This window comes from Rhodococcus sp. 105337 (assembly GCF_012844225.1).
Lineage (GTDB): Bacteria > Actinomycetota > Actinomycetes > Mycobacteriales > Mycobacteriaceae > Rhodococcus.
In genome coordinates this window covers 17,374-43,782 of record NZ_JABAGQ010000011.1, presented here as the reverse complement: position 1 = coordinate 43,782, position 26,409 = coordinate 17,374, and the positions used below count along the sequence as shown (strand labels likewise).

Here is a 26,409-nt window from a genome sequence, read left to right as displayed (position 1 = left end):
CCGGAGCAGGTGGTAGTTCTCGGTGGCCTGGAATCGCTGAACAGCCAGCGTTCTACGGCGACGGCTCCTGGAACAAGGAACACACCCGGCAGATGATCACCCCGTACCGGAACCGCTTCGAACAGTACGGGCACGGCGCGGCCGAGCAGGCCGTCGTCGGACTCGGCGGCCAGGTATTCATGGCGGAACCGAAGCCGAGGCCAGGCGCATCGTCCGTCCGTATTTCGACAACGCGCCGGTGTACGGCCACGGCCCGTCCCTCGAGGAATTCTCTGCGACGACCCCGCTCACCGTGGGCACCCCCGAACAGGTCGTCGAGCGCACCCTCGGTTTCGCCGACTACGCGGGCGACTACCAGCGTCAGCTGTTCCTCATGGATCACGCCGGTCTGCCGCTCGACGTGGTGCTCGAGCAGATCGAGATCCTCGGTCGCGAGGTCGTCCCGGGTCGCCGCACCGGCTCGTAGCTCCGGCTGCGAGCGGGGCCGGAGCCCGGGAATGAGCAGGGGAGCGGCGGGCGTCACTGCCAGCTGATCGGCAGCCCGACCGAGCTCAGCCACGCGTCGACGTCGTGACCGTGGGCGGCGATGCCGTCGACCGCTTCGAACGCGCGCAGGACGGCCAGTTCGGCGTCGTCCGTGTCGAGCAGACCCGCGGCGACGGCGGCGAACAGTTCGTCGACATCTTCTACCGCGGTGCCACGGCCGGTGCGGACGAGAAGATCGAGGTAGTGGTCGCGCGAATGCCACACGTCACCGTCTCGCCAGTACTCGCCCACATCGACGTACCGATCCAGGTCGCGCTCGTGCCCGGGTCGGTAATGGAAGATCGTCACGCGCAGATGCCGGGACGGCAGCAGCCAGGACTCCACGTACCCGAACTCGTGGTGGTCCGCCGGCCGCGCCATGTACAGCCCCCACGGCTCGACCCGGTACACGTCCACCGGCCGCACATTGCCCTTCGGGTCGGTGTTGGTCTGCGCGGGAACATCGAAACGTTCCTCTTTGACGGGGTGAAGGTGCGGCGTCATGACCGCACGTTACCGTCCGCGCGGGAACGGGCGTTGCGCCTGGCGGGGAGCGGCGGGCTCGGCGGCGCGCCGCACGTGTCGGTGGGAGCAATTACCCTGGAAACATGGCGTTCGCAAGTGAGCATCCTGTAGTCGCCCATTCCGAGTTCCGTCCGGTGGGGGAGATCGAACGCACCGACGCCCCGTTCGAGGTCGTCAGCGAATACGAACCCGCCGGCGACCAGCCCGCCGCGATCGACGAACTCGAGCGCAGGCTGAAGGCGGGGGAGAAAGACGTCGTCCTGCTCGGTGCCACGGGTACCGGCAAGTCCGCTACCACCGCGTGGCTCATCGAGCGGCTGCAACGTCCCACCCTCGTGATGGCACCCAACAAGACTCTCGCCGCGCAGCTCGCCAACGAGCTGCGGGAGATGCTGCCCAACAATGCGGTCGAGTACTTCGTGTCGTACTACGACTACTACCAGCCCGAGGCGTACATCGCGCAGACCGACACCTACATCGAGAAGGACTCGTCGATCAACGACGACGTCGAGCGGTTGCGTCACTCGGCCAGTTCGTCGCTGCTCTCCCGCCGCGACGTCGTGGTGGTCGCCTCGGTGTCCTGCATCTACGGCCTCGGCACCCCGCAGTCCTACCTCGACCGCTCGATCCAGCTCGAGGTCGGCCTCGAAGTTCCGCGCGACGCCCTGCTCCGCCTGCTCGTCGACGTGCAGTACAACCGCAACGACCTCGCGTTCACCCGCGGCTCGTTCCGTGTGAAGGGCGACACCGTCGACATCATCCCTGCCTACGAGGAACTCGCGGTCCGCATCGAGTTCTTCGGCGACGAGATCGAGGCCCTGTACTACCTGCACCCGCTCACCGGCGACGTCGTCCGCAAGGTCGATTCGTTGCGGATCTTCCCCGCGACGCACTACGTGGCCGGACCCGAGCGGATGGAACGCGCGGTCAAGGACATCGAAGCCGAACTCGAGGAGCGTCTCGCCGATCTCGAGAACCGCGGCAAGCTTCTGGAGGCGCAGCGGCTGCGGATGCGCACGCAGTACGATCTCGAGATGATCCGGCAGGTCGGATTCTGCTCCGGCATCGAGAATTACTCGCGGCACATCGACGGCCGGCCCGCCGGCACCGCACCCGCGACGCTGATCGACTACTTCCCGGAAGACTTCCTCCTCGTCATCGACGAGTCCCACGTCACGGTGCCGCAGATCGGCGCCATGTACGAAGGCGACATGTCGCGCAAGCGCAACCTCGTCGAATTCGGTTTCCGCCTGCCCTCGGCCGTCGACAACCGGCCGCTCACCTGGGAGGAGTTCGCGTCTCGAATCGGCCAGACCGTCTACCTGTCGGCGACGCCCGGACCGTACGAACTCGGACGGACCGGCGGCGAATTCGTCGAACAGGTGATCCGCCCGACCGGACTGGTAGACCCGAAGGTCGTCGTCAAGCCCACCAAGGGCCAGATCGACGACCTCATCCACGAGATCCGGGAGCGGGCCGAGCGCGACGAACGTGTGCTCGTCACGACGCTGACGAAGAAGATGGCCGAGGACCTCACCGACTACCTGCTCGAACTCGGTATCCGGGTGCGGTACCTGCACTCCGACATCGACACGTTGCGCCGCGTCGAACTGCTCCGGCAGTTGCGTCTGGGCGAGTACGACGTGCTCGTGGGCATCAACCTGCTCCGTGAGGGTCTCGACCTCCCCGAGGTGTCGCTGGTGGCGATCCTGGACGCCGACAAGGAGGGGTTCCTCCGCTCGAGCACGTCGCTGATTCAGACCATCGGGCGCGCGGCGCGCAACGTCTCCGGCGAAGTGCACATGTACGCCGACAAGATCACCGACTCGATGGCGCGCGCCATCGACGAGACGGACCGCCGGCGCGAGAAGCAGATCGCTTACAACAAGGAGCACGGCCTCGACCCGCAGCCGTTGCGCAAGAAGATCGCCAACATCATGGACCAGGTGTATCAGGAAGCTGAGGACACCGAAGCCATCGAGGTGGGCGGATCGGGCCGCAATGCCTCGCGCGGACGTCGCGCCCAGGGCGAGTCGGGACGCGCGACGAGTTCCGGTGTCGTCGAAGGTCGCGACACCACGACGATGCCGCGCGCCGAATTGGCCGACCTCGTGCAGCAACTCACCGACCAGATGATGCAGGCCGCACGCGATCTGCAGTTCGAGCTGGCGGGTCGGCTCCGCGACGAGATCGCCGATCTCAAGAAGGAATTGCGGGGGATGGACGCCGCCGGTCTGAAGTAGATCCGGATAACCGCTCCCGGCGGCCGCGAGGGTCCGGGACGCGTCCCTGTGGCGTGGGACCCAAATCCCCCATGCGCCCCGGTGTCCCGATACTGTCTACGCCAGCGCCGGGGGGAGGGTTCGCATTTCTTCCACCGGCACCATCGGCGGCACGCGCCGGTGACCGGAACACGATGGAGGAACGAATGAGCGCCTACCGGACCATTGTCGTCGGGACGGACGGTTCGGAATCGTCGTACAAGGCGGTGGAGAAGGCAGCTGCCCTCGCGGGAGACGCCGGCGCCAAGTTGGTGATCGCCTGTGCGTACTACCCGGCCGATCCCAAGGACACCGCACACGCCGCAGACGTGTTGCGCGACGAGGCCTACCAGGTCACCGGATCCGCACCGACCTACGAAATCCTCCGCACGGCACGGGAAAAGGCCACCGTGGCGGGCGCGAAGAACATCGTCGAACGGCCCGTCGTCGGTTCGCCCGTGGAATCCCTCCTCGCCCTCGTCGCAGAGGTCGAGGCGGATCTCATCGTGATCGGTAACCGCGGACTGAACACCCTCACCGGCAGGCTCCTCGGCTCGGTGCCGTCGGACGTGGCCCGGAAAGCGACCTCCGACGTGCTGGTCGTGCACACCGTCCGCTGACAGAGTTCCGCGAACGCGCGGGAGTCAGCAGTAGGTCTCGCGCGTGATCTCGACATAGTGCCGGGCGGCATCGTCGCCCGGCACCGTCGTATGCGTCGCCGCCGCGGCGTACGACGCGATCGGCCGCGCTGTCTCCAGGATGCGTTCCTCCGGCATTCCGGCTGCGATCTGATCGCACAGTCCGCGCGCGACCGCGAGCAGGGTCTCGTCCGGAACATCTGCGACCAGTCCCGCTTCGTCCAGTGTCTCCTTCATGCGTGTCGCGCGCGCGTCCAGTACCGGTGGCTCGGCCGCGGCCGTGGCGGTGGGTGTCTCCACCGCCTCGACGGGGTCGGCTGTGCCGGCCGAGCATGCGGCAGCCGCGAGCACTGCCGCGCCGGCGAGCAGAACCCGAGCCGCGGCGCCGATCGGCCACCGTCCCCGTCCCATCACCCTCACCTCACACCGTCGACGAACCGGACGTTTCTGTCGGCGGTGCCGTGGCGTACGGCACCGTGCACAGGACCGTACCTTCCCGGCATAACGGAATCGTTCCGATCCACGGCGTGCTGCTTCCACACCGCTACCTCGAGACGGCCCCCGCTCAACACCGCGCCTGGGCGGCGAGTCCGTCGAGCACCCGGGGGAGCGGGGTGGTGTGCAGCACGCCGAGTCTCTGGGTCGCTCGGGTCAGTGCGACATAGAGGTCGTTCATGCCGCGGGGAGATTCCGACACTATCTCGGACGGCTCCACCAGCAGCACGGCGTCGAACTCGAGGCCCTTGACGTCCTTGACGGCAGCGACCGTCACCGACGGTGAGGCGAGGTGCGCCCACTCCGCCACCAGGCGGGCAGGTACCAGAACCGCCGTCGTGCCCGGTCCCGACTCCTCGTCCAGTGCACTGCGCACCGCGTCGACCAAGCTTTCGGCCTCCACCGAACGTGCCCAGGGTTCGTAGCCGGATTCGCGCACCGACTCCGGCGGGAGTTGCTCGGGGTCGATCTCCGCGAGCACCGCGTGCGCGACCCGCATGATCTCTGCCGGTGTCCGGTAGTTGACGGTGAGTTCGGCCTTCTTCCACCGGTTCGCGACATACGGCTCGAGGACCCGCTGCCACGACGTGCTGCCCGCCGGATCACCGGTCTGGGCGGTGTCGCCCACGAGGGTCATCCACCGGTTCGGGATTCGGCGCATCAGCGCCCGCCACGCCATCTCCGACAGTTCCTGCGCTTCGTCGACGATCACGTGCCCGTAGGTCCAGGTCCGATCACCGGCAGCACGTTCCGCGGTGGTCTCGTGGTCCCGGTGGTCCTGGCGCTCCGCAAGCTGGGACGCGTCGATCAGGTCGTACGCCATGAGCAGTTCGGGGTCGAGGTCGTCCTCGAGATCCTGCGGTGCGGAACCGGTGAGGATGTCGAGTGCGCCTTGGGCATCGGCGATCTGCCTGCGCCACCTACGGGACGCGCGTTCTCGTTCCGCCGCGTCGTCGACCCCGAGCAGTTCGGCGATCTCGTCGAGCAACGGGGCATCGGCGGCGCTGAAACGTCCTGCACCGTCCGGGCGGTAGAGAGCCTCGATCTGGTCTTCCGAGAAGTGCGGAGCGGCCGAGGCAAGACGTTCCCGTGAGCCGAGCAGATCCGTGAGCACCTGCTGCGGGGTCAGTTCCGGCCACAAGGCGTCGATCGCGGAGACGATGTCCCGGTCCGCCCGCATCTCCGACCGGATGTCGTCGATGTCGTCGCGGCTGAGCAGGTTTCCGCCGTTGACCAGGTCGGTACCGATGATGGAGGCGAGCTGGTCTGCGAGCGCTTCGATGACCGCGGACACGAAAATCGGACGAGCCAGATTGTGTGGCCGACGCGACGAGCGCGCCCGGCCGCGTGCACGCGAGACAGATTTCCGGTCGAGCATGAGGCGGTAGGTGTCGAACGAGACGGGCACCGGGGAACTCGGGACTTCCTGCCGGTCCCGCACCGCCTTCTTGAGGATGTCGACCATGGCCGACGACCCCTTGAGTTCACCGGCCTCGCGGCTGTCGTCCAGCGTGGCCTTCACACCCGGATACAGGTCGCCGATGGTGGACAGCAGCACGCCCGTCTCACCGAGGGAGGGCAGCACCTGACCGATGTAGTCGAGGAAGGTGGAATTCGGGCCGATGATGAGCACGCCGCTCTTCGCGAGTTGCTTCCGGTACGTGTAGAGCAGGTATGCGGCGCGGTGCAGCGCCACCGCAGTCTTGCCCGTTCCCGGCCCGCCTTGCACCACGAGCACGCTTCGGTGCTCGGAGCGGATGATCGCGTCCTGCTGGGCCTGGATGGTGGCCACGATGTCGTGCATCTGCCCGGTGCGGGCGGCGTTGAGGGCCGCCAGCAGGGCGGACTCGCCGGCGACTCCGCCTGCAGCCGGGGTGTCGGAGTGCTCCTGCGCGGCGTCGAGATCGAGGTATTCGTCGTTCAGGGCGGTCACCGAACGTCCACGACTGCGGATGTGGCGACGCAGCACCACGCCGTCGGGTGTTGCCGGCGTGGCGAGATAGAAAGGCCGCGCCTGCGGTGCCCGCCAGTCGAGGAGAAGCGACTCGTAGTCGTTGTCTTCGTCCAGAATTCCGATGCGCCCGATGTATCGGCTGTCGAGGCCCCCGTCGTTGTCGACCTCGTCGTCCCGCACGTCGATCCGCCCGAAGCACAGGCCGTGTTCCGCGGCGTCGTACTTCGCGAGATCCTCGGTATACATCTGGGTGAACGACTCACGTTCGGAGCGTGCCTGCGGGGTGCCCCCCGACTCCCGGAGCACGCGGGTCAGCCTCGTCTTCGCGTAGTCGCGCAGGTCGTCGAGGTGCCGGTAGAGCATCGAGACGTAGGCCTGCTCAGGCTCGAGGTCTGGGTGGGACGCGCCATCGGCCGGCACATGAACTCCTCGGATAGGGACAGATCGAACGCGTGGGGGCGTCGACGGAAGTGCCCGAGAAGTCTAGTCGGATCGCCGGGGGCGTCGAGGAACACCCGGAGACAAAGCGCAGGCACGCGGATCCGGGTGGATCCACGTGCCTGCCGCGGAAGCCGATCACTCCGCTCGCTGTGCTCGTCTCGAGGCGGTCTTACCGCTTCTTCTCGAGCGCCTTACGATTCTTCTCGATGGTCTTTTCTGCCTGCTTGCGGGCCTTCTCGGCGCTGATCCGTGCCTTCTCAGCGGCCTTGAGCGCCTTGGCGTTGAGCACCGCCGAACGCTCGTCTGCAAGCTGTGCCCACTCGCTGCTGCGATCACGGGCGGTGTCCAGGAACTTGGTGCCGCGTACACGGGCGACCTCGGCGATCTCGGGGCCGCGTTCCTTCGCGACGTCGAGCAGTTCGGTGCCGCGCTCGCGTGCGGTGTCCGCGAACACGGGGCCGCGTTCCTTCGCGATGTCGATCAGGCCGGTGCCGCGCTCCCGTGCGCGTTCTGCGAGTACGGGGCCACGATCACGCGCAACCTCGAGGAAGTCGGTGCCGCGTTCCTTCGCCACCTCGGCGAGGACGGGACCACGTTCCTTGGCGACATCGAGCAGATGACCGCCGTGTTCGGCTGCGTCACCGGTCAGGGACTTCACGCGATCGGCGACGTTGCTGAAGGCCTCCGCAGTGCCGCGATCGGAGGAAGCTGCGAGGGGGAGAGCCGCTGCCACGGAAGCCTGGGCGTGCCGCGCCGCGCGGCGGCCTCGCCATCCGAGCGACGGTTTGCCTTCGGTGTCCACCGCGGCGATGAGGAGCCCGCCCAGCAGGCTGACACTCTTGATGAACTCGGTGCGCTGCTTGGAACGGGTTTCCGCATCCTGAGCGTTCCAGAAGTCGTGTCCGACGGCGGTGGTCGGTATGAGCGAACCTGCGAGGGCGAGTGCCGAGAGTCGAGGTGCCTTACCGAGCGCGAAGAGCGCGCCGGCACCGATCTGCACGGCGGCGTTGAGCTGGATCAGCGTCTCGGGGTTGCTCGGGAGCCGATCGGTGACCGAGGCGGGCAGGACATTCACCGCCTGATCCAACGCGGGCTGAGCCGCGTTCGCCCGCGGAGCGGGATTGCGGAGGGCGTCGACGCCCCCGGCAATGAAAATGGACGCGAGCATCGGTCTCGCGAGTCTCCGGACGATCATGTAATTCCTCCCGTAGTCGGGTGTGTTGCCACCGCAACCCGTGTACCCCCACCGCTGCCGGAATATGCCCGGGATCCCGGAGTGTCGCCCGGGATGTCCTTTTCCGCGCAGAAGTGGGGTTCGCATAGGACGGAACTTCTAGATAACCCGAATCGGCAGGGGTGCACACCCGCCGGCACAACCGGGCCGAGACCTGAGGGTCGTCGCGTCAATCGATGCGCGCGACCTCCGGGCGGGCGGTCACCGGGGCGGCCAGTTGCTGCTCGTCGCAGATCCGTTGCAGCTTCTCGAGCGTGGCGCTCAGGCCCGGGCCTCTCCGGGGGCCCGGAGTGAAGGACGCGGGCAGGTGCCGCATGCCCTGGATGACACCGATGGTGTCGTAATGCACCGTCCCTTCGGGATCGCACCGGAAGTCCGGCATGCGGTCGAGTACCGCGGTGAGCATCGACTTGAACACCGTTCGGGCTACGTTGGAGCCGATGCAGCGATGGATTCCGAGACCGAAACTGAAGTGCCGGTTCCCTTTCCGGTCCAGGACGATCTCGTCGGGATCGGGAAAGACCGTCGCGTCACGGTTCGCCATCGCCCACGACAGCCACAAGCGCTCACCTTCGCGCAACTCGGTGCCACCGACCTCGAAGTCGGCCGCGACGGTGCGCCCGTCGCCCGGTGCCGGCGTGAAGAAGCGCAGGAACTCTTCGGTGGCCGAATCGAGCAACTGTTCGCGGTCGCGGATGAGCACGTCACGCTGGTCTGGATTCGACGACAACCACTCGAGCGAGTGGGCGGTGAGCGCCGTCGTCGTGTCGAAACCGCCACCGATCAGCAGTCCGAGCATGCCCAGCAGTTCGAGGTCGGGCGCCGGCTCGCCGTCGATGCGCAACTCGACGAGCCCGTTGACGAGTCCCGGACGAGGGTTCGTCTTGATCTCGGCCAGATTCGACAGCAGGTCGATCCCCATCGCGCGGTGCATCTCGGCGACCCGCTCGGCGTCCGGCGAATTCTCCGGTGTGTAGACCGACGCGTGCACCGGTTCGCTGTACACGGACCATTTCTCGATCGGGATACCGAGCATGGCGAGGGTGAGGACGGCGGGCACGACGTTGGCCAGGTCGTCGACGAAGTCGATCCGTCCGGATTCGATCTTCTCGTCGAGCGCGGCGTGGGCTGCTTCGTCGATGAACGGTTCCCACCGTTTCACCGCGGCAGGGGACAGGTAAGGGTTGAGGACCGGCCGGTAGAGGCGATGCTCGGGGTCGTCCATCTCGAGAATGCCGCCGCGCACCATTGCCGCGCGACGTGCGGTGGGAATCGAGATCCCCTTGTATCCGCGCCGGGTGCCGTGAACGTCGTGGTCGTTCGACACGTCGGCACTGCGTGCGAGCTCGAAGACCTCGTCGCTCCCGCTGGCTACCCAGTGCCCGTCGTAGGTGTCGGTCCAGGCGAGGGGGCACCGGGCGTGAAGATCATGCGTGATCTCCTCGAACCGATGCCGGTATTCCGGGGTGTGCCGGTCGAAATGGGCCCGGGGGTGCTTACGGTCCCGGTCGACGGGTGCGTCATCGATGGTCACAGCTGTTCCTTCGCGGTACAGGGATACTCGGGCGGGATCGTCTTCACTCGGTGTTGTCGTCGTATGCGTCAGGCGCCGGATGCGGCGACGGCGCCGGGCTCGCCGCTGGAGTCCGGGCCACCGGCCGCGGCGCGTACCGCGCGGACGATGCCCTGGTAACCGGTGCAGCGGCACAGGTTGCCCGAGATCGCTTCCCGGATCTCGTCGTCGGACGGTGACGGGTTCTCTCGCAGGAATGCGGTTGCCGAGACGATGAATCCCGGTGTGCAGAAACCGCACTGGAGTCCGTGCTGGTCGCGGAAGGCTGCCTGGACGGAGGACAGTTCCCCGTCGGCGCCGGCGAGGCCCTCGATGGTCGTCAGTTCGGCTCCGTCGGCCTGGACCGCGAAGATCAGGCACGCGCGCACGGCCTCGCCGTCGAAGAGGACGGTGCACGCCCCGCACACTCCGTGCTCGCATCCCAGATGTGTGCCGGTCAGGCCGCACCGCTCGCGCAGGTAATCGGCCAGCGTCAAGCGCGGTGGTACGCGATCGTGGCGGGTCGCGCCGTTGATCCGGACACGGATATCGACGTCAGTCATCGAGTGCCTCCTTCACGGCGCGGTTCCACGCGCGAGCGACCATCGCGGACCCGACGCGGCGTCGGTACCCGGCCGTGCCGTGACCGTCCGACGGAACCGCGTCGAGATGTGCGGTCGCGTTGCGGCCGACCTCCTCGGCGGAGATCGTCGACGCCCCGCGCCCGAGCAGTTCCCTTTCGACCGTTCGCGCGCGGATCGGTGTCGGGCCCATTCCGAAGACCGTGACCGCGCACCGTTCGATCCGCTCGTCCGCATCCACGCGGAGCGCGACCGCAGCGCCCGCCACCGCGAAGTCGCCGCTGCGGCGGGTGAATTCTTCGATCGCAGAACCGCACCGGCCGCGCCACACCGGGAATGTCACTGCGGTCACCAGCTCGTCCGGTTCCATCGCCGTCGTCCACATCCCCTGGAAGAAGTCGGCGGCGGGGATCGTGCGCAACCCCCGGGGGAGCGCGTTTCGATGTCGGCATCGAGGGTCAGGGCCACCGCCGGATACTCCGCTGCGGCATCTGCGTGCGCGAGGGAACCGCCTATCGTGCCGCGGTTGCGGATCTGGAAGTGCCCGATGAGCGGTGTCGCGCGGGCGAGCAGGGGAACGCTTCGGGCGATCGTCTCGGACCGGCCGACCATCGTGTGCGTGGTGGTGGCCCCGATCCGGACGGTGTCGGTGCCGGCCGTGATGTCCGCCAGATCGGTGAGTCGCCGGAGGTCGACGAGGTGGTCGAACACGGCGAGCCGCAGGACGAGCAGCGGCATCAGGCTCTGCCCGCCGGCGATGAACTTGGCCTCGTCACCGAGTTCGGCGAGCAGGTGAACCGCCTCGTCGGCCGTCTCCGGTGCGTGATAGTCGAACGCGGCGGGCTTCATTCGTCGTCCTTCGCGGCGGTGCGCGCGTCGTCGATCATCGTCAGAACGGCGGAGGGGGACAGCGGCAGCTGTTTCAGTTCGACTCCGAACGGAGCAAGCGCGTCCATCACCGCGTTGAGCACTGCGGGCGTCGCGCCGATCGCGCCGCCCTCGCCCACGCCCTTGAAGTTTCCGGGCCCCGGGCTCGGGGTGTCGATGTGCCCGATCTCGATCGCCGGAATCTCGGATGCCGTCGGCAGCAGGTAGTCCATGAAGGTGGTGGCGACGGGATTGCCGCTGTCGTCGTACGCGAGATGCTCGTACAGTGCGCCGCCGATTCCCTGGACGGTGCCGCCGCAGATCTGGCCCTCCACCACGCTCGGATTGATCATCTTGCCGCAGTCCTCGCTCACGATGTAGCGAAGCAGGGTCACCTTGCCGGTCGCTACGTCCACCTCGCAGGTGCACACGTGGGTGGCGTTGGCCCAGATCATCATGTGTGGTGTCCGGTAGCGCCCGCTCGCTTCCAGACCCGGCGGGACACCCGGTGGCAGGGCCTCACCCTGGAAGTAGGCGATATCCGCGATCTCGGCCAGCGACAGTGTCTTGTCCGGTGCGTTCCGCGCCGACGCCGTGCTGTCGACGAAGTCGATCTCGTCGGGAGTCGTGTCCAACCGGTGCGCCGCGATCGCCACGATCCGTTCACGCAGGCCCGCGGCGGTCTCGGCAATCGCACCTGCCGTCATCGACCCGGACCTGCTGCCACCGGTGCCGGCCCCGAACGGCGTGACGGCGGTATCGCCCTGGACCGTCCGGACATCCGCCATCGCAACGCCGAGGGCATCTGCCGTCAACTGCACGACGGTCGTCTCGAGACTGTTGCCCGCGGAGCCACCGGCAACATAGACGTTCACCTTGCCGGTCGGCTCGATCCGGATGGTGGCGCCCTCGGTGCTGTGGAACGAGGTTCCGCCCGTAGTCGGCTCGACGTAGGTGCACGTACCGACGCCGAGGTACCGTCCCTCGGCGCGGGCGCGTTGCTGCTCTTCCCGGAAGTCCTCGTAGCCGAGCATCGCCACAGCCTGCTCGAGAGTGTCGAGGGGTGTGATGTGATCGAGCGGCATGCCGTGCGGGTTGAACGCGGGCAAGTCCTCGCGGCGGATCATGTTGCGACGTCGCAGCTCGACGGGATCGATGCCGATCCGGCGGGCGGCATGGTCGAGAAGCACTTCACGAGCGACGGATTCGAACTGCCAGGGACCACGGTAGGCAAGCCGGCCGACGGTATTGGACTAGTGGAACTTCACGCTGAACGACGCGTCCGGGACCCGGTAGGGACCCGGGAACAGCATGCCCACCACGACTCCGGCGGTGAGAGGCGAAGGAGTGGGGTAGGCACCGACGTTCTGCACATGGTCCATTCCCGCCGCAAGGATCCGGCCCTCCGCGTCGAAGGCCATCCGCACGTCTGCGTGCTCATGACGCGCCATACCGGACGACATCAGATTCTCTTGCCGGTCCTCGATCCACTTGACCGCCGTGCCGAGCGTGCGTGCCGCGAGCTGGATGCAGATCTCCTCGCGCAGCGGCGCAACCTTGAGTCCGAAACCCCCTCCGGTGTCGCGCGCGATCACCCGGACCCGGTGTTCGTCGATGCCCAGCAGCCGGGCACAGAAGCCGCGCACCTCGTGGGGCGACTGGGTGGAGATCCACACCGTCATCTCGCCTGTCGAGGCCGACCACTCCGCCACCAGCCCGCGGGTTTCCATCGGAACGGGTAGGTAGGCCTGCTGAAAGATCTGCTGCTGCACGGTATGTGCGGCGGCCTCGAAGATCGGATCGAGATCCGATGCCGGACGTCCGGCCATCTCACCGGCGGAGTTGCCGGCGAACCCGGCGTGCACGAGATGCGGTGACGAATCCGCGGTGACGTAATCGAGTACCGGTTCGAGCGGTTCGTACTCGACTTCCACGAGTTCGACGGCGTCTTCTGCGACGTACCGGTCGACGGCAACGACCAGGGCCACCGGGTCTCCGACGAATCGCACCTCTTCTTCGGCGAGCGGTGGCCGAGGTACCGGCGGCATGCCGGGCATGTCGAGCGCGTAGGAGATCTGGTGCGCGACGGTGTTCAGTTCGGCGGCGGTGTATACCGCGAAGACGCCCTCGAGCTGCAGTGCCGCGGATGTATCGATCGCGCCTATTCGCGCGCGGGGCAACGGGCTTCGTACAAAACAGGCGTGCACCATCCCGGGCCGTGTCACGTCGTCGACGAACGTGCCGGCGCCCGTGACCAGGCGGAGATCCTCGATGCGCGGAACCGAGGTGCCGACTACCCCGCGCGCGGCGGCGTCGTCGCGGACAGCTGGGGGAGTCTGCGTGCGGGTCACCGGAGTGCTCGTCGCAGAGGGCGGTTCGGTATGCGGGAAAACGACGGCGGAAGTGTCATGCGGCAGGTTCTCCGTTCACCTGGACAGTCCGTCAGGCGTCCGCTGAAGGCTTGTGCCCCAACAGGTTCGAGAATGAAAGCGCAAACACGTGCGGGTTCGGCACGTGCGGAATGTCTAACATCGCCGACGGTGCGATGTCAACAAGATATGTCGTCGGCGATTATGTGGTTGCGATTTCGTGAGAATTGCATTTACGGCAGGTCAGGTCTCCGCGCGGTCCGGACGATGCAGTCGCGGCGCGTCCGTAGTCGCGTCGTCCCGCGACAGGACCAGGTCGGTGACGCACTCGAAGTACGGGGCGGCGCTACCACGGCTCGTGGTGCGCTCGATCGACAGTCGTGCCGCGCGGCCGTGCAACCGGAGCGTCGCGATCTGGTTCCCGAACGTCGGCCCGGCGATCCGATCCCACTCCACGGGCGACCGGGGAACCGGCGTGACAAGCCGGAGCAACCCGCGTACCGACCGTTCCGCCAGGCGACTCCACGCCGCCCGGAACCCCGCCCGGACCGCGGCCGGAACCCGATTGTGGAGAGGTGAACACGTCAACTGATAGACCTGCGAGTCGGTCGGGAAGGTGAACCGCGCGCTCGCGGCGTAGGCGTGGTGGACATCGCCCGACAGCACACAGATCGTCGCCGGCGGGATGCCGGACGCGTCGGTCCGGTCTCCGCGGGCGACTTCGCCGAAGAGTCGCGCGAGACGGTCGAACGAGTCGTGGAACGCCGCCCAATGCTCGAGGTCGGCGCCGCGGCGCAGACTCTCCGCCCAGCGGGCGAGCCGCGGTCCCCGCGCACCGAACGCCAACTGCTCGTCCCAGGCCTCCGCATCGTGCAACGCGCGGGGCAGCAGCCAGGGCAACGACGTTCCGACGAGGAGGTGGTCGTAGTCGCCCACCGTCTGGTCTTCGATCCAGTCGAACTCCGGATCGGAGACCATCTCGCGCCGTTCCGAGGTGAGGACCCGCCCGCAGCGCGAATCGATCACGAGAAGACGCACCGACCCGAAATCCCGGCGATACGACCACTGCACACCGCGCGCACCGTCGGCCTCCTCGTCGGCCTCGGACGCGAACTCGCGCAGCAGGGCGGTCGCGTCGCCGGTGGTCCCGCGGATCTTGGCGTACAACTCGTTCCGGCGCAGTTCCGCGGGCGAGAGGTTTCCGAGGTGCTGGTAGATCCAGTACGACATGAGCGCCCCGACGATCCGCTCCTCCCACCAGTTGCTCGCCTCGAATTCGGCGCGCCACGATTGCGAGGTGTTCCAGTCGTCGTGCACGTCGTGGTCGTCGAAGATCATCGAGGTCGGCACGGTCGACAGCAGCCACCGCACCTCCGGGTCCGACCACGCCTGGGCATAGAGCCAGGTGTATTCCTCGAAGTCCCGCACCTGGGCGCCGGGCGGCTCGTCCAGGTCGTGCCGCTCTCCGACGCGTTGCAGGATTTCGGGCGACAGTTCGTCGGCATAGACCTGGTCGCCCAGCAGCATCAACGCGTCGGGCCACAGGTCGCGCGGTTGCGTCCTCATACGCTGCGCGTAAACCGCGAGAGCGTCCGCGCCGAGCGACTCGTCGCCCCCGCCGTCGGTCTCGGCGCCGGTGGTGGCGACCCGGCACGAGCCGAACGCGAGATCGAACCGGGCGTCGTCGCTCAGGGACCGGATGACAGAGGCGTCGGCGTCCTCGAGTGGCCAGACGTCGGTGTCGTCGAGTCGCACCCGGTACGGCGTGGTGGAACCCGGCTCCAGGCCGTCGATCACCACGAGCGCGTAATGGTGTCCCTCGACGGACCACGTCCGTTCGGAACGGCCGAGTATCTCGACGGTGCAGGGGGCAGATGTTTCCACCCACACCGTGGCGTCCGTGGAACCGACGTGCCTGAGGACGGGGCCGAGCAGAAGTGCCGCCATGGTTCACCGTGCCGGAGTTCGCAGGAGCGAGGCCTGATGCGACCGAATCGTACCGGGATCAGAAGGCCGATCCCGACGAAACGAGCCCCGGGAAGGGGAATCGGGGGGACGCTGTTGATGCCGGCAGTCTCCGCCGGCGGAACTTCGGAACGAGGGGAGTCCGGCGTGGACGACAGTCAGGATCCGAGTGGATGGGACAACCTCGACGAAGACGCGAAGCGGCAGGCGCAGGACAAGGCCGAGAAGGTCCGCAAGATGTACGAACCCGGGGTACGGCCCACCGAAACCGTGCCGGGTACCGACGGAATGGTCTCCGGTACCGCGTTCGCCGAGCCTGACGACGAACATCGCGGGGACGAATCGGAAGCGGACCGGCAGTAGAGCGGCCGGCTGTCCTGTCCGGCGTTCAGTCGTGCGCGCGGGGGCGTTGTGGCGATGCCATGGAAGTGCTTCCGAACGGCGCGCGGGAGGGGCAAGATGTGCGAATGCCCGCACACATCACCACCGCACCGCCGACAGTTCACACCGCCCTCCTCGGTCTGGGGGTCTACCGGCCTCGCCGCGTCGTTCCCAATTCGGAGATCGTCGAGCGCATCGACTCCACCGATGAATGGATCAGGACCCGCTCCGGCATCACCGCCCGCCACTGGGCCGAACCTGACGAAACGATCGTCTCGATGAGCACGGCCGCTGCCCGCGACGCGCTGTCCGCGGCGGGCATGGATGTCGATCAGATCGATGCCGTCGTACTGGCCACCTCGTCGCAGATGGTGCTGGGACCGTCCGCGGGGGCTGTCGTGGCCACCGAACTGGGCATGCAGAACACCGCCGCCTACGACGTCTCCGCGGGCTGCGCCGGGTTCTGCTACGCGCTCGGCAACGCGGCGAGTCTCGTCCGCGCCGGCCAGGCCCGCAACGTCCTGGTCATCGGTGTGGAGCGACTGTCCGACCTGCTCGACCCCACCGACCGCACGTGCGCGTTCATCTTCGCCGACGGCGCCGGGGCCGCAATCGTGGGCCCGGCCGACGAGGAAGGGATCGGGCCGGTCGCCTGGGGCTCGGACGGCAGCCAGACCGACGCCATCAAGCAGGACAAGGATTTCCAGCAGTATTTCGGCGAGGTCGACGCCGCGCTGGCCGGCGGTCCGACGCCGGTACGCCCGTACATCCGGATGAACGGCGCGGCCGTTTTCCGCTGGGCCGTGACGTTCCTCGAGACGGCGTGCAAAGACGCCCTGGCGAAATCCGGCGTCACGGTCGACGACCTCGATGCCTTCGTGCCGCACCAAGCCAACAGCCGCATCACCGATGCCCTGATCCGGACCTTGGGACTACCCGACACCGTGGCGGTCGCTCGCGACATCGCGGAAACGGGCAACACGAGCGCGGCCTCGATTCCGATGGCCATGGAAGAGTTGCTGCGATCCGGTGCGTCCAAGCCCGGTGACACGGCACTGCTGCTCGGGTTCGGGGCCGGGCTTTCGTACGCCGGGCAGGTCGTCCGGATGCCCGCGATCGTGTAACCGCGACCGGCGGGTGCCGGTCGCGGCACCCGTCATCGCGCGGTCGCGTCCACCGTCTCAGCGAGCATCGCGTGCGGGTAGTCGGCGGCGCGGTGCTGGAACGCGGTGATACTCGGATTCCGGATCACTCCGTCGCGAATCTCGATCGCTCGGGCGATGACCTGGTCGCCGGCCCAGGCGTCCGGGCCGGAGAGGACCGTCCGCACGTGGGGGAGCAGCGCTGCACTGATTTCCCACGTCGCGGAGTTCCACAGGTACGACGGACTGTGATCCACGGCGTAGTAGTGGATGTTGTTACCGACGACGAAGCTCGGCTCGGTGAACGAGGTGGGCCTCGCCCAGCTGAACCCCATGCCCGCATCGCACGACACATCGACGATCAGGCTGCCGGACGCGAACGCATCCAGGTCTTCTTCGTGGAGGAACGTGAGCGGTTCCGCGGTGTCCTGCAGGACGCAGTTGACCACGATGTCGTTCTCCGCGAGGTACGGCGCCAGCGGCACCCGTCCCTCGTCGGTGAGCACGAAGCTGCGATGCGGATCGGTGGCGTCGTGTTCGAACCGAACGATGCGCGCCGAGTGGATAGGCGATCCGACGGCGGCCACATCACGGTTGGTGAGCACCCGGACATCGTCGATGCCGTGTGCGTTCAAGGCGGTGACCGCGCCCCGGGCCGTTGCCCCGAACCCGATGACGACGGCGCGCAGACGACGGCCGTAGTCACCGGTGCACCCGATGATCTGCAGACCGTGGATCACCGAGCTGTAACCGGCAAGCTCGTTGTTCTTGTGGAACACGTGCAGCCCGAAGCTCCCGTCGCTGCGCCAGTGGTTCATCGCTTCGAAGGCGATCAGCGTCAGCCGCCGGTCGATGGCCTGCTGCGTCACCGCGGTGTCCTGGACGCAGTGCGGCCAGCCCCACACCGTCTGGCCCTCCCGGAACTCCGCGAGATCGCTCGCCTGAAGCTTGGGCAGAGCGATCACGTCGCAGTCGGCAATCAACTGCTCCCGGGAACGGAATCCCGCGACGAAGGGCTCCAGATCGGTATCGGACACACCGAAGGGTGTGCCGTAGCCGGGCTCCAGATAGATGTGGGCACGCAAATCCTCGTCGATCCGGGAAAAGTGGTGCGGGTGGATCGGCAGACGTCGCTCGTTTTTCTTCCGAGAGTGCGCCAGGACACCGAGATCAAGCATATGTAGTTGTGCTCCTGCGGGTTTGGTGATGAGGGAGAGTTGTGTCAGCGCTTCTTGACGTGCGCGACGATCTCGGGATCGGCCTGGGAGTTCGCGCCCGACTTCTTGTCGGCCCGCTTTTCCTTCAGCGACTTGCCGGACTTCTTGGACATGGAACTGCGAGGCGATTTGTCGGCCATGCTGCCACCCTCATTCGAGGACCTGAACGGTCCTGATGACCTGACAGTACGGGATCACCGGCCCGGAACCTCGCTCCGCCTCGAATGCGGGGTCCCCGAACGGCCGGCGTCGAGGCTCGGGCCGATGACCTGCTACGCAGTCCGTCACCAGCCGCGTTCGCGCCACTCGCCGAGGTGCGGACGCTCCGCGCCGAGGGTCGAGTCCTTGCCGTGGCCGGGGTAGAACACCGTCTCGTCGTCGAAGCGATCGAAGATCTTCGTCGTAACGTCCTGGTAGAGCGAATCGAACTCCTCGGGCTTTGTTGTCCGCCCAAGACCCCCGGGGAAGAGGGAGTCGCCGGTGAAGATGTGGTGCTTGCCTGTGCCCTGTTCGGTGAGAACCAGCGCGACCGACCCCGGTGTGTGCCCTGCGAGGTGAATCACCTCGAGATCCAGGTCACCCACCCGAATCGACTCTCCCTCGGTGAGAATTCGATCGGGTGCGACCGGCAGCGGTCCGGCGTCGAGTGCGTGCGCGGCGGTGGGGACACCCGTCTCGGCGGCGACCTTCTCGAGACCCTGCCAGTGATCCCAGTGCTGATGGGTCGTGACGATGAGTTCGAGGTGCGGGGCGTTGTCGCGCAGGAACTGCACCAGTGTGTCGGGTTCGTTTGCGGCATCGATGAATACGGATTTGCCGGTCGCGGTGTCGGTGACGAGGTAGGTGTTGTTGTTCATCGGGCCGACGGCGAGTTTGACGATCTCCGCGCCGGGGACTGCGCGTCGCTGGGCCGGACCTCCCGGGGGTGACGTCGCCGGTGTAGGTGTCCTCGATGATCACGGTGTGCTGCGTCATACCCGCAAACCTACCGCCGCCACACCCGGGAGGGGACGAAGCGCGCCCGGCCTCTGTCGGTACCCGCGCCTACCATGGATCAAGGCCGAACCTCGGCCGTGTCTACAGGAAGGATATGGCGTGGCGGACCGCCTGATCGTGCGTGGAGCACGGGAACACAACCTGCGGGGAGTAGACCTGGACCTACCGCGCGACAGCCTCATCGTGTTCACCGGCCTGTCGGGATCGGGCAAGTCGAGCCTCGCGTTCGACACCATTTTCGCGGAGGGCCAGCGGCGCTACGTCGAATCGTTGTCGGCCTACGCCCGGCAGTTCCTCGGACAGATGGACAAGCCCGACGTCGACTTCATCGAGGGCTTGTCGCCGGCTGTGTCCATCGACCAGAAGTCCACCAACCGCAATCCTCGATCCACGGTCGGCACGATCACCGAGGTGTACGACTACCTGCGTCTGCTGTACGCCCGCGCGGGCACTCCGCACTGCCCGGTGTGTGGCGAGGAGATCTCCCGGCAGACGCCGCAACAGATCGTCGATCAGGTCCTCGACATGGAGGAAGGGGCGCGATTCCAGATCCTCGCGCCGGTCGTCCGTACCCGCAAGGGCGAGTTCGTGGATCTGTTCGAGCAGCTCACCGTGCAGGGTTACTCCCGCGTCCGGGTCGACGGCGTGGTGTATCCGCTGTCGGATCCGCCGAAGCTCAAGAAGCAGGAGAAGCACGACATCGAGGTCGTGGTCGACCGGTTGGCTGTGAAGCCGAGCGCCAAGCAGCGCCTGACCGATTCGGTCGAGACGGCGTTGCGCCTGGCGGAAGGCGTGGTCGTCCTCGACTTCGTGGACCGCGACGAGAATGCGCCGGATCGCGAGCGCCGGTTCTCCGAGTCGCTGGCGTGCCCCAACGGGCACCCCCTGGCGATCGACGATCTCGAGCCGCGCTCGTTCTCCTTCAACTCGCCCTACGGCGCGTGCCCGGAGTGCGCGGGCCTCGGTGTCCGGAAGGAAGTCGACGTCGATCTCGTCGTGCCCGACCCGGACGTCAGCCTGGCGGAAGGTGCTATCGCGCCCTGGTCGATGGGCCAGAGTGCGGAGTACTTCACGCGCCTGCTGACCGGCTTGGCCGACGTCATGGGCTTCGACATCAACACTCCGTGGAAGAAACTGCCCGCGAAGGTTCGCAGGGCGGTCCTCGAGGGCAGCACCGACCAGGTGCACGTGCGGTACAAGAACCGGTACGGCCGCGTCCGTTCGTACTACGCCGAGTTCGAAGGTGTGATGCCGTTCCTGCATCGTCGCCTCGAGCAGACCGAGTCCGATCAGATGAAGGAGCGCTACGACGGGTACATGCGGGAAATCCCTTGCCCCGCATGTAAAGGTGCCCGGTTGCGACCCGAGATCCTCTCGGTCACCATCACCGCCGGCAACCACGACCGCAGGTCGATCGCAGAGGTGTGCGACCTGTCGATCGCCGAATGCGCCGAGTTCCTCGACACCCTCACACTGGGCAGCCGGGAGGCGGCCATCGCCGGCCAGGTGCTCAAGGAAGTGCAAGCGCGGCTCGGGTTCCTGCTCGACGTGGGCCTCGACTACCTCTCGCTCTCCCGCGCCGCCGCGACCCTCTCGGGCGGGGAGGCGCAGCGCATCCGGCTTGCCACCCAGATCGGCTCCGGCCTCGTCGGTGTGCTGTACGTGCTCGACGAACCGTCCATCGGCCTGCATCAGCGCGACAACCGCCGGCTCATCGACACCCTCACGCGGCTCCGCGATCTCGGGAACACGCTCATCGTCGTCGAGCACGACGAGGACACCGTCCGCGCGTCCGACTGGGTCGTCGACATCGGTCCGCGAGCGGGCGAACACGGTGGCCGGGTGGTGCACAGCGGCACCTACAAGGAGTTGCTCGACAACCCCGAGTCGCTGACCGGCGCGTACCTGTCCGGCCGCGAAGCCATCGAGATCCCGGCGCTCCGCCGTCCCGTGGACCAGAAGCGGCAGATCACCGTCGTGGGGGCGCGCGAAAACAACTTGCACGACATCGACGTGTCGTTCCCGCTCGGTGTGCTCACCTGCGTGACCGGCGTATCCGGCTCGGGTAAATCCACGCTGGTCAACGACATTCTCGCGACGGTGATGGCGAACAAGCTCAACGGGGCGCGCCAGGTGCCCGGCCGGCACACCCGCATCAACGGCCTCGACCAGCTCGACAAGCTCGTGCGCGTCGACCAGTCTCCGATCGGTCGCACGCCGCGGTCCAACCCCGCGACCTACACCGGGGTGTTCGACAAGATCCGCACGCTGTTCGCGGCCACCACCGAGGCGAAGGTGCGCGGGTACCAGCCGGGGCGCTTCTCCTTCAACGTCAAGGGCGGACGCTGCGAGGCGTGTTCCGGTGACGGCACGTTGAAGATCGAGATGAACTTCCTGCCCGACGTCTATGTGCCGTGCGAGGTGTGCCACGGCGCGCGGTACAACCGCGAAACCCTCGAGGTGCACTACAAGGGCAAGACGATCGCCGAGGTTCTCGACATGTCGATCGAGGAGGCGGCCGAGTTCTTCCAGCCCGTCACCTCGATCCACCGCTATCTCAAGACACTCACCGAGGTGGGACTGGGATACGTGCGGCTGGGCCAGCCGGCCACCACGCTGTCCGGCGGCGAAGCCCAGCGCGTCAAGCTCGCGGCGGAACTGCAGAAGCGGTCGAACGGGCGCACCGCGTACATCCTCGACGAGCCGACCACCGGCCTGCACTTCGAGGACATCCGCAAACTGCTCGGCGTCATCAACGGGCTTGTCGACAAGGGCAACACCGTCATCGTCATCGAGCACAACCTCGACGTCATCAAGACGGCCGACTGGGTGATCGACATGGGACCCGAAGGCGGAGCCGGGGGCGGCACCGTCGTCGGACAGGGCACGCCCGAGGACATCGCCGAGGTGGAAGCGAGCTACACCGGGCGCTTCCTCGCCGAGGCACTCGCGCCTGTACCGCCCGCGCCGAAGAAGGCTCCGGCCCGGAAGCGGGCGGCGAAGAAGAAGGTCGCGGCGAAATAGTCACGCAGGACACCCGGGAGCGGCGCCGAGCGCTGCGTCCCGGGTGTCGTGCTGTGCGGGTCGGATCAGTAGACGGGGCCGGTGTACTTCTCGCCGGGACCGAATCCGGGCTCGTCGGGAGTCGACGATGCCTCACGGAACGCGCGCTGCAGTGCCTGCAGGCCCTCGCGGATCGGTCCGGCGTGCGGTCCGAGGTATTCCACGGAAGCCGTGACGAGGCCGGCCAGCGCAGTGATCACACGTCGTGCTTCGTCGAGATCGAGGTGGCTGCTCTGCTGGGGGTCGGCGTCGCCGAGACCCAGCTTCTCGGCGGCCGAACTCATCAACATCACGGCAGCGCGGCTGATCACCTCGACGGCCGGGATCTCGGCGAGTTCGCGCACGTCGTCCGGCGCTACGTTCGGGTCCTGGGAATCGGGTGCCTCGGTCATGCATCGAGGATCCCACTGCGCCCGGGAGCGACGCAGTTCGGGTGGTCGCTCGCGGGGCGATTCGATGCCGACGTGCATCTTTGCTAGACTTGTCCCCACGACCGCCCGTGCATACCAGCATGGGCAGCAAAGTGGAGTCCGACTCCCACCTCTGGCGGCACATAGATGCAGTTCAGTGGTCCGGTCTTCCCGGTGCTCGCACCGCGGATGCCGCATCCTCCGGGATGCTGGGGCGTATGTGCAGTGCAACTGCCGTTCGTCGACCGGTCGGTATCGGACCCCGCGTGGAGCCTCGGCACCACAGCGGGGTCTTTTCGTCGAGGAACTCGGGCCACCTGCTGCGGTGCGGTCACACCGACCCACCGTTCTACCTAGGAGGCCACATCAGCGCTGAGACCCGCATCAACGAACGCATCCGAGTTCCCGAGGTCCGTCTCGTCGGACCTGGCGGGGAACAGGTCGGCATCGTGCGTGTTGAAGATGCACTCCGCCTGGCTATCGAAGCCGACCTCGACCTCGTCGAGGTGGCGCCCGACGCTCGGCCGCCGGTCTGCAAGATCATGGATTACGGCAAGTTCAAGTACGAGAACGCGCAGAAGGCGCGCGAATCGCGCAAGAACCAGCAGATGACCGTGATCAAGGAGCAGAAGCTCCGGCCCAAGATCGACGATCACGACTACGAGACCAAGAAGCGCAACGTCGTTCGCTTCCTCGAGGCCGGGTCCAAGGTCAAGGTCACCATCATGTTCCGTGGCCGTGAGCAGTCGCGTCCCGAACTCGGGTACCGGTTGCTGCAGCGTCTGGGTGCGGATGTCGCCGAACTCGGCTTCATCGAAACCTCCGCGAAGCAGGACGGTCGCAACATGACCATGGTGCTGGCCCCGCACAAGGGCGCGAAGACCCGCGCGAAGGCGCAGGAAGCCGCCCATGCTGCACCGGTCAACACCGCGCAGCCCTCGAGCACCGCGCAGGCAACGCAGGCATCTGCCCCTGCGACCCCGCCGCCGGCGCCGCAGCAGGGCGACGCCCCAAGCAGCTAGCCGCTCGAACCAGCACACCCGGTGCTGCGTGCGAGCACCGATGTACACACCGACAAGAACTGAGGACTCCATGCCCAAGTCGAAGACCCACAGCGGCACCGCGAAGCGATTCAAGGTGTCCGGCAGCGGGAAGATCCTGCGCCAGAAGGCCGGGCGCCGCCACCTTCTCGAGCACAAGCCTTCGACCGTCACTCGCCGTCTCGACGGCGTGGCAGTGGTCGCGCCCGCGGACACCCCGCGGGTCAAGCGCCTGCTCGGCCTCTGAGCTTCCCCGACCGTTTCCCGCTCTCCGGGGACGAAACAATGTCGTCCCCCGAACTTTGACAGGACTTAACCAGTGGCACGCGTGAAGAGGGCCGTCAACGCCCAGAAGAAGCGCCGTTCGATTCTCGAGGCCTCGAAGGGCTACCGCGGGCAGCGCTCGCGTCTGTACCGCAAGGCCAAGGAGCAGCAGCTTCACTCGCTGACCTACGCCTACCGCGACCGTCGCGCCCGCAAGGGTGATTTCCGCAAGCTGTGGATCAGCCGTATCAACGCGGCGGCTCGCGCCAACGACATCACCTACAACCGCTTCATCCAGGGCCTCAAGGCCGCGGGTGTCGAGGTCGACCGCAAGATCCTCGCCGAGCTCGCCGTCTCCGACGCCGAGGCATTCACCGGCCTGGTCGCGCTCGCCAAGGCTGCGCTGCCGGCCGACGTCAACGCTCCGGCTGCCTGAGCACGACGCTGAACGACGACACAACACAGGAACGGCCCGTGGATCCGCTCACCGAGCGCACCCCGCGGGTCGTTTCTGCTGTGAAACTCTTGCGGGCCGCGGAACGACGCAAAAACGGGCGGTTTCTCGCCGAGGGTGAGAACTCCGTCACCGAAGCGCTCGCGGCCGGTCACGTGCACGACCTGTTCGTCACCGAAGCCGCGGCCGAACGCTACCGCGACTGCGTCGACGCCGCGCACCGCGCGGGGGTGCGCGTCGCCACCGTGACCGAGAAAGCCGCCGCCCGTCTGTCGGACACAGTGACCCCGCCGGGACTGGTGGCCGTCTGCGACACCCTCGACGTCCCTCTCGAGGCGGCACTGTCGCCGCGCCCCCGGCTCGTGGCGGTGCCCGTCGCGATGGCGGAGCCCGGCAACGCCGGCACCCTGATCCGTGTCGCGGACGCTGTCGGCGCCGACGCGGTGATCCTCGCCGGCGACTCGGTGGACCCGCACAACGGGAAGTGTGTGCGTGCGTCGGCAGGCAGCATCTTCCACCTGCCGGTTGCGCGGGAGCGGGACACCCTGCGTGTTCTCGACGCCCTCTCCGGCGCAGGCGTGCAGATCCTCGCGACGGCCGCCGACGGCGAGGTCGAACTCGACGACGCCGACGAACTGCTGGCCCGTCCCACGGCGTGGCTGTTCGGTAACGAGGCCCACGGTCTCGATCCGGAGGTCGCCGCGCGGGCAGACCATCGGGTCCGTATCCCGATCCGGGGTCGTGCCGAGTCTCTCAACCTCGCTACCGCAGCGTCGATCTGCCTGTACGCCAGCTCCCGGGTGCAGCACCGGCCCCCGGTGCAGACTCGGGCCTCCGGACCCATCACATAGGATTTGTCGGTGCGCCGTCGACCATCCGGTCGCGGCGGCGCCCGCGAGAACATTTCGAACCATCGTTCGCCCGAAGAAGGAGTTGCACCGGTCGTGGCCAAGAATGAAGGCGGCACCCCGCCGGCAGTCGATCCGAGCGCCTTGACCGAGGAGGCCCTCGCTGCGGCCGAGAAGGCTGCGATCGAGGCGTTCGCGGCCGCCGCCGACCTCGACGCGCTCGCGCGAGCGAAGGTCGACCATCTCGGCGACAAGGCGCCCATCTCCCTCGCCAAGCGTGCGCTCGGCTCGCTGCCGGGCAAGGAGCGCGCCGACGCGGGCAAGCGGGTCAACGCCCACCGCACCGCCGCGCAGGCCGCATTCGACGCCCGCAAGGAGGAACTGCAGGCCGAGCGTGACGCGGCAGTCCTCGTCGCCGAGGCCGTCGACGTGACGCTGCCGGCGACTCGCCGCCCGCTCGGTGCCCGGCACCCGATCAGCATCATTTCCGACCAGGTCGCCGACGTGTTCGTCGCGATGGGATGGGAAATCGCCGAAGGGCCCGAGGTCGAAACCGAACATTTCAACTTCGACGCCCTCAACTTCCTGCCCGACCACCCGGCCCGCACGATGCAGGACACCTTCCACATCGCACCGGAAGGGTCGCGTCAGGTGCTGCGCACCCACACCTCCCCGGTGCAGGTGCGCACGATGCTGCACCGCGACATCCCGATCTACGTGGTGTGCCCGGGCCGCACGTTCCGTACCGACGAACTCGACGCCACGCACACCCCGGTGTTCTCCCAGGTGGAGGGTCTCGCGGTGGACAAGGGTCTGACCATGGGCCACCTGCGCGGCACGCTCGATGCGTTCGCGCGTGCCCTGTTCGGACCGGAGACCCGGACGCGGATGCGTCCGAACTACTTCCCGTTCACCGAGCCGTCCGCCGAGGTGGACGTCTGGTTCCCGAACAAGAAGGGCGGCGCGGGCTGGGTCGAGTGGGGCGGCTGCGGCATGGTGAACCCGAATGTGCTGCGGGCCTCGGGCATCGACCCCGACGTGTACACCGGATTCGCATTCGGCATGGGTCTCGAGCGCACGCTGCAGTTCCGCAACGGCATCCCCGACATGCGCGACATCGTCGAAGGCGACGTGCGCTTCACCCTGCCCTTCGGTGTGCAGGGCTGACGCCCGCCACCTCCATCCGT

The 26,409-nt window shown here is 67.3% G+C and carries 20 protein-coding genes and 4 pseudogenes; 11 read left to right on the top strand and 13 right to left on the bottom strand.

Features of this window, described 5'->3' with window-relative positions:
- Window positions 1–11: 11 nt before the first annotated feature.
- A pseudogene (locus HF886_RS16585) lies at window positions 12–445 on the top strand (5,10-methylene tetrahydromethanopterin reductase); the annotation flags it as partial.
- Window positions 446–519: 74 nt separating this feature from the next.
- Here HF886_RS16585 and HF886_RS16580 read toward each other — a convergent pair.
- Entirely contained in the window at window positions 520–1,029 is a 510-nt protein-coding gene (locus tag HF886_RS16580; protein WP_169652895.1) for a DUF402 domain-containing protein, read from the bottom strand.
- 104 nt (window positions 1,030–1,133) lie between these two features.
- On the opposite strand from HF886_RS16580, the gene uvrB reads away from it, so the two are divergent.
- Both uvrB and HF886_RS16570 read left to right on the top strand, forming a co-directional pair.
- Window positions 1,134–3,293, top strand: coding sequence for an excinuclease ABC subunit UvrB (uvrB, locus tag HF886_RS16575; protein WP_169622970.1), 2,160 nt, complete (start codon window positions 1,134–1,136; stop codon window positions 3,291–3,293).
- A 185-nt stretch (window positions 3,294–3,478) separates the two neighbouring features.
- Entirely contained in the window at window positions 3,479–3,931 is a 453-nt protein-coding gene (locus HF886_RS16570) for a universal stress protein (protein WP_169622971.1), read from the top strand.
- A 24-nt stretch (window positions 3,932–3,955) separates the two neighbouring features.
- Here HF886_RS16570 and HF886_RS21140 read toward each other — a convergent pair whose 3' ends face one another.
- From HF886_RS21140 to HF886_RS16530, 8 genes and pseudogenes are all read right to left on the bottom strand, one after another.
- Window positions 3,956–4,360, bottom strand: coding sequence for a DUF732 domain-containing protein (locus HF886_RS21140; protein WP_240955184.1), 405 nt, complete (start codon window positions 4,358–4,360; stop codon window positions 3,956–3,958).
- Between the two features lie 154 nt (window positions 4,361–4,514).
- Window positions 4,515–6,761: an ATP-binding domain-containing protein gene (locus HF886_RS16560; RefSeq protein ID WP_169652955.1), complete on the bottom strand. Its 2,247-nt coding sequence runs from the start codon at window positions 6,759–6,761 to the stop codon at window positions 4,515–4,517.
- 247 nt (window positions 6,762–7,008) lie between these two features.
- Window positions 7,009–8,034 (bottom strand): DoxX family protein, encoded by a 1,026-nt coding sequence (locus tag HF886_RS16555; protein WP_169622972.1) that lies wholly within the window; start codon window positions 8,032–8,034, stop codon window positions 7,009–7,011.
- A gap of 208 nt (window positions 8,035–8,242) precedes the next feature.
- Window positions 8,243–9,607 carry a cytochrome P450 gene (locus HF886_RS16550; RefSeq protein WP_169652894.1) on the bottom strand — a complete coding sequence of 455 codons (1,365 nt, stop codon included), beginning with the start codon at window positions 9,605–9,607 and terminating at the stop codon, window positions 8,243–8,245.
- A gap of 68 nt (window positions 9,608–9,675) precedes the next feature.
- Entirely contained in the window at window positions 9,676–10,188 is a 513-nt protein-coding gene (locus tag HF886_RS16545) for a (2Fe-2S)-binding protein (RefSeq protein ID WP_169652893.1), read from the bottom strand.
- A pseudogene (locus HF886_RS16540) lies at window positions 10,181–11,055 on the bottom strand (xanthine dehydrogenase family protein subunit M). The gene HF886_RS16545 and the pseudogene HF886_RS16540 overlap by 8 nt, the downstream one beginning before the upstream one ends.
- Window positions 11,052–13,346 (bottom strand): annotated as a pseudogene (locus HF886_RS16535) (xanthine dehydrogenase family protein molybdopterin-binding subunit). Before HF886_RS16535 ends, HF886_RS16540 begins: the two co-directional pseudogenes overlap by 4 nt.
- Window positions 13,347–13,685: 339 nt before the next feature.
- Window positions 13,686–15,389 (bottom strand): alkaline phosphatase D family protein, encoded by a 1,704-nt coding sequence (locus HF886_RS16530; RefSeq protein ID WP_169652892.1) that lies wholly within the window; start codon window positions 15,387–15,389, stop codon window positions 13,686–13,688.
- 165 nt (window positions 15,390–15,554) lie between these two features.
- Here HF886_RS16530 and HF886_RS16525 point away from each other — a divergent pair, with 165 nt between their 5' ends.
- Together HF886_RS16525 and HF886_RS16520 are read left to right on the top strand one after the other, a co-directional pair.
- The gene (locus HF886_RS16525; RefSeq protein WP_240955183.1) at window positions 15,555–15,770 is read left to right on the top strand and encodes a hypothetical protein; all 216 of its coding nucleotides are present in this window, start codon (window positions 15,555–15,557) and stop codon (window positions 15,768–15,770) included.
- A gap of 104 nt (window positions 15,771–15,874) precedes the next feature.
- Window positions 15,875–16,912 carry a beta-ketoacyl-ACP synthase III gene (locus tag HF886_RS16520; protein WP_169622979.1) on the top strand — a complete coding sequence of 346 codons (1,038 nt, stop codon included), beginning with the start codon at window positions 15,875–15,877 and terminating at the stop codon, window positions 16,910–16,912.
- Window positions 16,913–16,944: 32 nt separating this feature from the next.
- On the opposite strand, the gene HF886_RS16515 is transcribed toward HF886_RS16520, so the two are convergent.
- The 3 genes and pseudogenes from HF886_RS16515 to HF886_RS16510 form a co-directional block, all read right to left on the bottom strand.
- Window positions 16,945–18,108, bottom strand: a complete 1,164-nt coding sequence (locus HF886_RS16515) for a N(5)-(carboxyethyl)ornithine synthase (protein ID WP_169652890.1) — start codon at window positions 18,106–18,108, stop codon at window positions 16,945–16,947.
- 44 nt (window positions 18,109–18,152) lie between these two features.
- On the bottom strand, window positions 18,153–18,287 hold the full coding sequence (locus HF886_RS21295) for a hypothetical protein (RefSeq protein WP_277350493.1): 135 nt from the start codon (window positions 18,285–18,287) through the stop codon (window positions 18,153–18,155).
- A 144-nt stretch (window positions 18,288–18,431) separates the two neighbouring features.
- Window positions 18,432–19,122, bottom strand: a pseudogene (locus HF886_RS16510) (MBL fold metallo-hydrolase).
- A gap of 120 nt (window positions 19,123–19,242) precedes the next feature.
- Between HF886_RS16510 and uvrA the strand changes: the two are divergent.
- The gene (uvrA, locus tag HF886_RS16505; protein WP_169622982.1) at window positions 19,243–22,167 is read left to right on the top strand and encodes an excinuclease ABC subunit UvrA; all 2,925 of its coding nucleotides are present in this window, start codon (window positions 19,243–19,245) and stop codon (window positions 22,165–22,167) included.
- A gap of 65 nt (window positions 22,168–22,232) precedes the next feature.
- On the opposite strand, the gene HF886_RS16500 is transcribed toward uvrA, so the two are convergent.
- Window positions 22,233–22,598 carry a DUF1844 domain-containing protein gene (locus tag HF886_RS16500; RefSeq protein WP_169622983.1) on the bottom strand — a complete coding sequence of 122 codons (366 nt, stop codon included), beginning with the start codon at window positions 22,596–22,598 and terminating at the stop codon, window positions 22,233–22,235.
- Window positions 22,599–22,936: 338 nt separating this feature from the next.
- Here HF886_RS16500 and infC point away from each other — a divergent pair, with 338 nt between their 5' ends.
- The 5 genes from infC to pheS all read left to right on the top strand — a co-directional run bounded on the left by infC (window position 22,937) and on the right by pheS (window position 26,389).
- A complete protein-coding gene (gene infC / locus HF886_RS16495) occupies window positions 22,937–23,638 on the top strand; it encodes a translation initiation factor IF-3 (RefSeq protein ID WP_206037422.1) in 702 nt (233 codons plus the stop codon).
- A 70-nt stretch (window positions 23,639–23,708) separates the two neighbouring features.
- Window positions 23,709–23,903, top strand: coding sequence for a 50S ribosomal protein L35 (rpmI, locus tag HF886_RS16490; RefSeq protein ID WP_072698932.1), 195 nt, complete (start codon window positions 23,709–23,711; stop codon window positions 23,901–23,903).
- Window positions 23,904–23,975: 72 nt separating this feature from the next.
- Window positions 23,976–24,356, top strand: a complete 381-nt coding sequence (rplT, locus tag HF886_RS16485) for a 50S ribosomal protein L20 (RefSeq protein WP_169652889.1) — start codon at window positions 23,976–23,978, stop codon at window positions 24,354–24,356.
- A gap of 38 nt (window positions 24,357–24,394) precedes the next feature.
- On the top strand, window positions 24,395–25,225 hold the full coding sequence (locus HF886_RS16480) for an RNA methyltransferase (protein WP_169622985.1): 831 nt from the start codon (window positions 24,395–24,397) through the stop codon (window positions 25,223–25,225).
- Between the two features lie 93 nt (window positions 25,226–25,318).
- Window positions 25,319–26,389, top strand: coding sequence for a phenylalanine--tRNA ligase subunit alpha (pheS, locus tag HF886_RS16475; protein ID WP_169622986.1), 1,071 nt, complete (start codon window positions 25,319–25,321; stop codon window positions 26,387–26,389).
- The last annotated feature ends 20 nt before the right edge of the window (window positions 26,390–26,409 follow it).